The organism is Prosthecobacter sp. (assembly GCF_049294395.1).
Classification (GTDB): Bacteria; Verrucomicrobiota; Verrucomicrobiia; order Verrucomicrobiales; family Verrucomicrobiaceae; genus Prosthecobacter.
In genome coordinates this window covers 42,937-48,965 of record NZ_JBAQCR010000372.1, presented here as the reverse complement: position 1 = coordinate 48,965, position 6,029 = coordinate 42,937, and the positions used below count along the sequence as shown (strand labels likewise).

Sequence of the window (6,029 nt, the reverse complement as noted above, 5' to 3'; positions counted from 1 at the left end):
ATCAAGCTTTGGGCCTGCTTGTCATTGCGCCGCGATAAACTTGCCTTGCACTTCACCTCTCTGTTGGCTTTTGCCGCCGTCATCGATTGGATGCAGCCTTTCAAGAAGTTTTAAAACACTGCCTAGGGGACTCAAGGCTTGTCTCTCCACTCCTGCGCCCGGGGCTGAGTCCGTGGGTCTTTCAGACCCTGTGAGGCGAGGCGTTTTGACGAAGGGCGGCAGGAGGGGCATGGCGGCCTACAATGGAGGCAGCGAGATCATTAGTTGCCGCGTGTTCTGTGCGATGCATAATCACATGCTCCGTGCGCACGCTCCTGTAGCTCAACGGTTAGAGCAGGGGACTCATAATCCCTTGGTTGCGGGTTCGAATCCCACCGGGAGCACTTCATTTTCAATGCTTTATAAGCAATTCACCAAGTTAACGGTCGTCGCCCAGGTCAATTGTAGGTCAATAATTTTGGCCTTTCCAAAGCGGTTTGGAGTCGTTGCTTCGCTTTGAGATTCTGAATCTGACCGCTCCCATCCATGGCACCGCTGTTTAGAACGTCGCTGCTAAGTCGGCACGCCCTGCAATTCCCCGCACCTCCGCGTTATAAATAACTGAGCGACCAAGGCTTACCCTTTGCTGTCTCATCCACCCACCATGCCCCGGCGAACCCATTATTCGCCCTGCATCGACCGGGTCATCATCTGCGCATTGTATCATGAAGGCCGGCGGCTGCGCCGTCCCATGACACGACTGGTCAACGACCTGCTCACCTCATCCCTGCAACACACGCAGGGATGGAGCATCGCTGCCACGCAGATGAGCGTCCCGGCTCAGGGCCGCATTCAGGAGGCTGGCAACACCTGCTAGCCGCACCACGTCGTCACAGCATTCCACTTCATCCACCCGGTTCTCTCGCAAGAGGAACCGGGTGTTTTGTTGTCGGGCCATGTGGCGGCTTCCTCATCCACCCAAGCACACCCACCCCACATCAGGAGACACACCACCATGGCCATCAAACTCAGCGCCAATTACAGCAAAAAACTCGGCCTGCCGCAATACAGCAGCCACAGCTTCAGCGCCTCCGTTGAAGTCGAACTCAGCGACATCACCCAGGTCGAAGCCGAAGTGCAGAAGCTTTACCAGCTCTTGCAGCAGTCCGTCGATCAGGAAATCCAGCACCCCGGCTACGTCCCGACGGCCAATACCAACGGCAACGGGCATGCAGCGCCACAGACAAATGGACGCAGCTACCCGGCCAACGGCAACAATCGTTCCGCTCCACCGCCCGTCACGGATCGCTGGAACTGCACCGATGGCCAGCGCGGGTTCATCCTGCGCATCGTCAGCGAGAACGCCAGCATCACCAAACAGGTGGCGGAGGATCTGTCCCAGCAGCTCTTCGGCATCGGCGTCAAGCAGCTCAACAAGATGCAGGCATCTCAGTTGATTGAGGACCTGCTAGTCAAAGCCGGCAAACCCGCTCCACGCCAGACCCGCTGGCAGCAACAACCCACCGCCCAAGCCGCATGAACACGCCCGCTGCCTCACCTCCAGAGCGCAGCGAGCAGGACATCATCACCGCATTGCAGGCAACGGTGTCAGCTTCACGGCTGTCGCTGTTCCTGCAATGCCGGTTGAAGTTCTACTTCCGCTACGTGCTCAAGCTCAAGAAACCCAAAACAGCCTCGCTCCATCTCGGCAATGCGGTTCACGCCGTGTTGAAGGCCTGGAACAAGGCACGCTGGGTGCAGCAACCGCTTTCGCTCAAGGTGGTCCATGAGACCTACCAAACAGCTTGGGCGGACAACACCGAAGGATCAGTGGAATGGGAACCCGGTGAGGAAGATGCCGACAAAACGACAGGCTGGCGTCTGCTCGACACCTACCTGCGCGAAAGCCACCTTCCCGCTGAGGTCAAACCCGACGCCGTGGAAGTCGCGGTGGAGGCAGACCTGCAACAGCATGGATTGCCCCGTCTCATCGGCATTCTCGATCTGGTGCAACAACGCCAGATCATCGACTACAAAACCAGCGCCACGACCCCCAACGCGGACAAGGTCGCACACAGCACTGAGATCCAGACCAGCAGCTACGCTATTCTGTACCGGCACAACACCGGCGCGCAGGAAGCAGGCATGCAGCTGCATCACCTGGTCAAACTCAAGAACCCCAAGGTGGTCATCACCCCACTGCCATCCATGAGTCCAGCACAGCAGACCCGGCTGTTCCGGCAAATGGAGGCTTACCTCGAAGGATTGCAGCGTCGTGACTTCATCCCTTCGCCTGGGATGCACTGCTCAAGCTGCGAGTACTACAACGAATGCCGTCGATGGCATTAAACCCTGCTGCAGGTCGGCGCTCACCACGAGCGCTGGCCTGCGGTCCATCCCAACACCACAATGAAACATCTCATCCTCATCACCAGCCTTCTGATGCTGTTCTCACTGAACACGCATGCAGGCTGGTTCTTCGCTGATCCTCCGCCAGATCTCGGACCGGAATACCGGGCCAAGATCATCAAACTGGAAGATCGCATCTCGGAACAACACGCTTCCACTACTCGCTGGGAGATTGCCACCGGCTCTCTCGCCGTGGGCTGCGTGCTGTTGTTTGTCATCGGAACCGCCCTTGGGGCCAAAACACGCCAACATTATGATGGAACAACCAGAATGGGACGAACAGTCCCCACCACTACCCCGGCAGCTCCCAACGGTGCCCGCCACCACCTGGGCGAAGCAGGCCCGCCAGATCGTCATTCGACGCTGGCAGCCTGAACCGCTCAGCGAACCCGTCATTGACGATGCCCTGCCGCATCTCAGCACCATTGAGCGCTCTGCTGAGGTGATCAGTTTCACCTGTCGTCGGTTTGAATACTGGCTCTCACCACAGGGAACTCTGCGGGAGTGGCTCAAGTTCAACCTGCGTCTTGCTCTCGGACTTGCGGTGCCCGCCTTGCTGGTGGCACCCTTGGTCACGTTGGCTTTGAACCAGTTCAGCCTCTGGATCGATGTCATCAGCAAGACGACCTCCAATGTTGTCCTGGTGCCGCTGTCGGTGCTGCTGGTTGTAGGACTCATTGCTGGATTGGTCTCCATCGGAAAATCGATCCTCTCAATGCGCATACGTCATCAACAACGCCGGGATCCCTACAACTACTGACGCGTAGCACACGTCCCAACACTCCAAACCCAGGGCCGGATGATCGCAGGATCGTCCGGCTCTTTTCATTTCAAGAAAGGAAGTCACCTCATGGAAAGCATCACTTTGTATTTTCGCAAAGGTCCGTCCGACAAAGTGTACCAAGCCAGCATCTCCTCCAAGGATGCCGGGTATCACGTACACTTCGCCTATGGCCGTCGCGGTTCCACGCTCAACACCGGCAGCAAAACGCACACGCCGGTCGAATATCCAATTGCCAAAGGCATCTACGACAAACTCGTCCGGGAAAAGATGGCGAAGGGCTACATGCCTGGAACCGACGCTGCTCCCACCACACCACCAGAATCGCCCAACAAGCACACTGGCATTCAGTGCCAGTTACTCAATCCCATCAACGAACAGCAACTCGACCAGGTGTTGCTCAACCCCGACTACTGGATGCAGGAAAAGCTCGATGGCCGTCGTCTGCTCCTCAAAAAAGACGGCGACCAGATCACCGGCATTAACCGCCTGGGATTCCCCACCGCCGTTCCTGAGACGATTGCACGCAGTGCCGCCAAATACCCGCGCAACTTCGTTCTCGACGGTGAAGCGGTCGGAGACACCTACAATGCCTTCGACCTGCTCACCATTGGACCGGAGGACATGCGTCATCTGGCGTTCTCGGTGCGCTACCTGCGGCTGCGCGACATGCTCAACGCCTTCGATCATCCCCATATCCGGGAGGTGAGAGTGTTCTTCCCTCCTCAATCGGTTGGCTGGTTCCAGCAGTTCAAAAACGAGGGGAAGGAAGGCGTGGTGTTCAAACACAAGGACGCGCCGTACACTCCCGGCCGCCCCAACAGCGGCGGCAGCCAGCTCAAGTTCAAGTTCCACGAGACCGCCTCGTTCATCGTCACCAAGGTGAATGATAAACGGAGCGTCTCGTTGATCTTGTTCGCGGGCGAAAAAGTACGCCCCGCTGGCAACGTCACCATCCCACCCAACCACGAGATTCCTGAGCCGGGAACCGTGGTGGAGTGCCGCTATTTGTACGCGTTCAAGGAATCCGGCTCCATCTACCAGCCGGTTTATCTCGGAGCGCGTTCAGACATCCGTGCGGCTGAATGCGTCACGGCCCAGCTCAAGTACAAAGCCGATGCGATGTCGGCTGCCGCCTAGCCAACTCAACCCACGCTCAAGCCCATGCGTCTTCACCGGCGCATGGGCTTGTTTGCGTACATCCCCGAAAAATCATTCCTCATGAAGAACATTTTCCATTTCATCAGACTGGCAGCCTGTGCGCTGCTCGTCCTCACAGGCACAGCCTGCCCTCGCTCCTCTTCGCAGCCAGCCATCAAGGAACTGCGACAGGAATTCATCATTGTCGTTCCGCAAACCAACATCCCGCCGGAGCAACCATTGCATCCGGGCGATCAACCTCAACCGCCACACCCATGAACCCCATCACTCTTCCCATTGCGGAATTGAAACCCGCTCTCGCAGGACTTGGCAAAGTGATCAATCCACGATCCACTTTGCCCATTCTGCAGTACGTTAAAGTCGAGCGTACTGCCGATGGTTGGATTGCTCTCACGAGCACCGATCTTGACCGCTTCGTCACCGTTCGTCTCGAACAACCCGCCACAGGACCTGCCATGACGGTATTTGTCCCCCATGACCAACTCGTTCAGCTCACCAAGAACTGTGACCGCAACGAGAGTCTGCTCATTGATGCCACGCCGGGCGGACCCGTCATCAAATTCGCCCTGGCTGACAACCTCGGCGAATCCAAGGTGAAACTCATCCCACTTGCGGAATTCCCTATGACCCCGCGCCTTCCTGGTGAGGCCATCCCGCTGCCGCCCGAACTGCGCCGCTCCATCCACGAAGCGATGGACTGTGCCAGTATCGACAGCACGCGGTATGTTCTCAACGGCACATTCATCGACGCCAGCAACCCGAAGGCCCATTACATCGTTGGCACCGACGGCAAGCATCTGTACAGCGCAAACTCCTTTGCGCTGCCGTTGAAGCACTCCGTCATCATTCCGAACACCAAGTTCCTCGGTTGGAAGGAATTTAATAACGACGGCGAATGGCAGCTCAAGGCGGACGACAAAACCGTCCAGATCAGCAGCCGACGCTGGCGGTTCATCAGCAAGCAGATCGAAGGGAACTATCCCAACTGGCGACAAACAATCCCGAACCCAGACGACGCCAAGACCCATATCACGCTCGACTCGGCAAAACTGGAAGCGCTCTCCAAGCTCATTCAGCGCATGCCTTGTCACGATCCGGAGAAGTTCCAGACCATCGGCTTGGAATGTAAAGAGGGGCAATTGCTGCTCCTCGGTAAAGAGAACGGCAATGAGCCTTGGACACGAGTTCCTGTGCCCGATGCCAAAGTGGAAGGCCCGGAAGCACTGATCTTCCTGCCCCGACGCTTACTCATCAAGGCTCTCGATTACGGTCTCAGCACCATCAGCATCATCGATCAAATCGCCCCGCTGCGTTTCCACAACAAGGGCAGGCAGATGATCGTGATGCCTCTTCGACCTGATGGAGCCAACACCCAGCCCTCAGCAAACCAACAACCCGCTCCGGTGAACATGCCTCCATCCCGGCCTGTTCATCCGCCAGCACCACCACCCAAACCAATGATCACGAACCCCACCTCCGAAGGAACTGCAGCCAACGAACCCAAAAGCCCGACGGAAGAAGCCATCGACATAACCTTGCTCATCAGAGACAAGCTCAATGAAGGTTTCAGCCTGCTGCGCGACCTTTCCTTGAAGCTGAAGGCCATCAACCGTGACCAGAAGGCCAGTGCCCGCGAAATGCAGTCTGTCCGTTCCACGCTCAGGTCCATCCAAGGCCTGAAGATCTGATCCCACCCAAA

8 protein-coding genes and 1 tRNA gene are annotated in these 6,029 nt (G+C 57.4%); all 9 read left to right on the top strand.

All coding sequences use genetic code 11. From position 1 onward, the window contains the following. The first annotated feature begins 310 nt into the window (after positions 1-310). The 9 genes from WAW39_RS25215 (at position 311) to WAW39_RS25175 (ending at position 6,018) form a co-directional block, all read left to right on the top strand. Positions 311-383: transfer RNA gene (locus WAW39_RS25215), tRNA-Ile, on the top strand. 260 nt (positions 384-643) lie between these two features. Further along, positions 644-856, top strand: a complete 213-nt coding sequence (locus tag WAW39_RS25210) for a hypothetical protein (RefSeq protein ID WP_422321925.1) — start codon at positions 644-646, stop codon at positions 854-856. Between the two features lie 138 nt (positions 857-994). After that, on the top strand, positions 995-1,519 hold the full coding sequence (locus tag WAW39_RS25205) for a hypothetical protein (RefSeq protein WP_422321924.1): 525 nt from the start codon (positions 995-997) through the stop codon (positions 1,517-1,519). Beyond that, positions 1,516-2,328, top strand: a complete 813-nt coding sequence (locus WAW39_RS25200) for a RecB family exonuclease (protein WP_422321923.1) — start codon at positions 1,516-1,518, stop codon at positions 2,326-2,328. The genes WAW39_RS25205 and WAW39_RS25200 overlap by 4 nt, the downstream gene beginning before the upstream one ends. A gap of 60 nt (positions 2,329-2,388) precedes the next feature. Further along, positions 2,389-2,763 carry a hypothetical protein gene (locus WAW39_RS25195; protein WP_422321922.1) on the top strand — a complete coding sequence of 125 codons (375 nt, stop codon included), beginning with the start codon at positions 2,389-2,391 and terminating at the stop codon, positions 2,761-2,763. Then, positions 2,702-3,148 carry a hypothetical protein gene (locus WAW39_RS25190; protein WP_422321921.1) on the top strand — a complete coding sequence of 149 codons (447 nt, stop codon included), beginning with the start codon at positions 2,702-2,704 and terminating at the stop codon, positions 3,146-3,148. The genes WAW39_RS25195 and WAW39_RS25190 overlap by 62 nt, the downstream gene beginning before the upstream one ends. Before the next feature lie 90 nt (positions 3,149-3,238). Continuing rightward, positions 3,239-4,309: a DNA ligase gene (locus WAW39_RS25185; RefSeq protein WP_422321920.1), complete on the top strand. Its 1,071-nt coding sequence runs from the start codon at positions 3,239-3,241 to the stop codon at positions 4,307-4,309. Between the two features lie 24 nt (positions 4,310-4,333). After that, positions 4,334-4,588, top strand: a complete 255-nt coding sequence (locus WAW39_RS25180) for a hypothetical protein (protein ID WP_422321919.1) — start codon at positions 4,334-4,336, stop codon at positions 4,586-4,588. Beyond that, entirely contained in the window at positions 4,585-6,018 is a 1,434-nt protein-coding gene (locus WAW39_RS25175; RefSeq protein ID WP_422321918.1) for a DNA polymerase III subunit beta, read from the top strand. The genes WAW39_RS25180 and WAW39_RS25175 overlap by 4 nt, the downstream gene beginning before the upstream one ends. The last annotated feature ends 11 nt before the right edge of the window (positions 6,019-6,029 follow it).

Excerpts from the sequence above, each read along its gene's own strand:
- WAW39_RS25200 (WP_422321923.1), top strand. The coding sequence starts at position 1,516 with ATGAACACGCCCGCTGCCTCACCTCCAGAGCGCAGCGAGCAGGACATC.
- WAW39_RS25210 (WP_422321925.1), top strand. The coding sequence starts at position 644 with ATGCCCCGGCGAACCCATTATTCGCCCTGCATCGACCGGGTCATCATC.
- WAW39_RS25195 (WP_422321922.1), top strand. The coding sequence starts at position 2,389 with ATGAAACATCTCATCCTCATCACCAGCCTTCTGATGCTGTTCTCACTG.
- WAW39_RS25185 (WP_422321920.1), top strand. The coding sequence starts at position 3,239 with ATGGAAAGCATCACTTTGTATTTTCGCAAAGGTCCGTCCGACAAAGTG.
- WAW39_RS25205 (WP_422321924.1), top strand. The coding sequence starts at position 995 with ATGGCCATCAAACTCAGCGCCAATTACAGCAAAAAACTCGGCCTGCCG.
- WAW39_RS25175 (WP_422321918.1), top strand. The coding sequence starts at position 4,585 with ATGAACCCCATCACTCTTCCCATTGCGGAATTGAAACCCGCTCTCGCA.
- WAW39_RS25180 (WP_422321919.1), top strand. The coding sequence starts at position 4,334 with ATGCGTCTTCACCGGCGCATGGGCTTGTTTGCGTACATCCCCGAAAAA.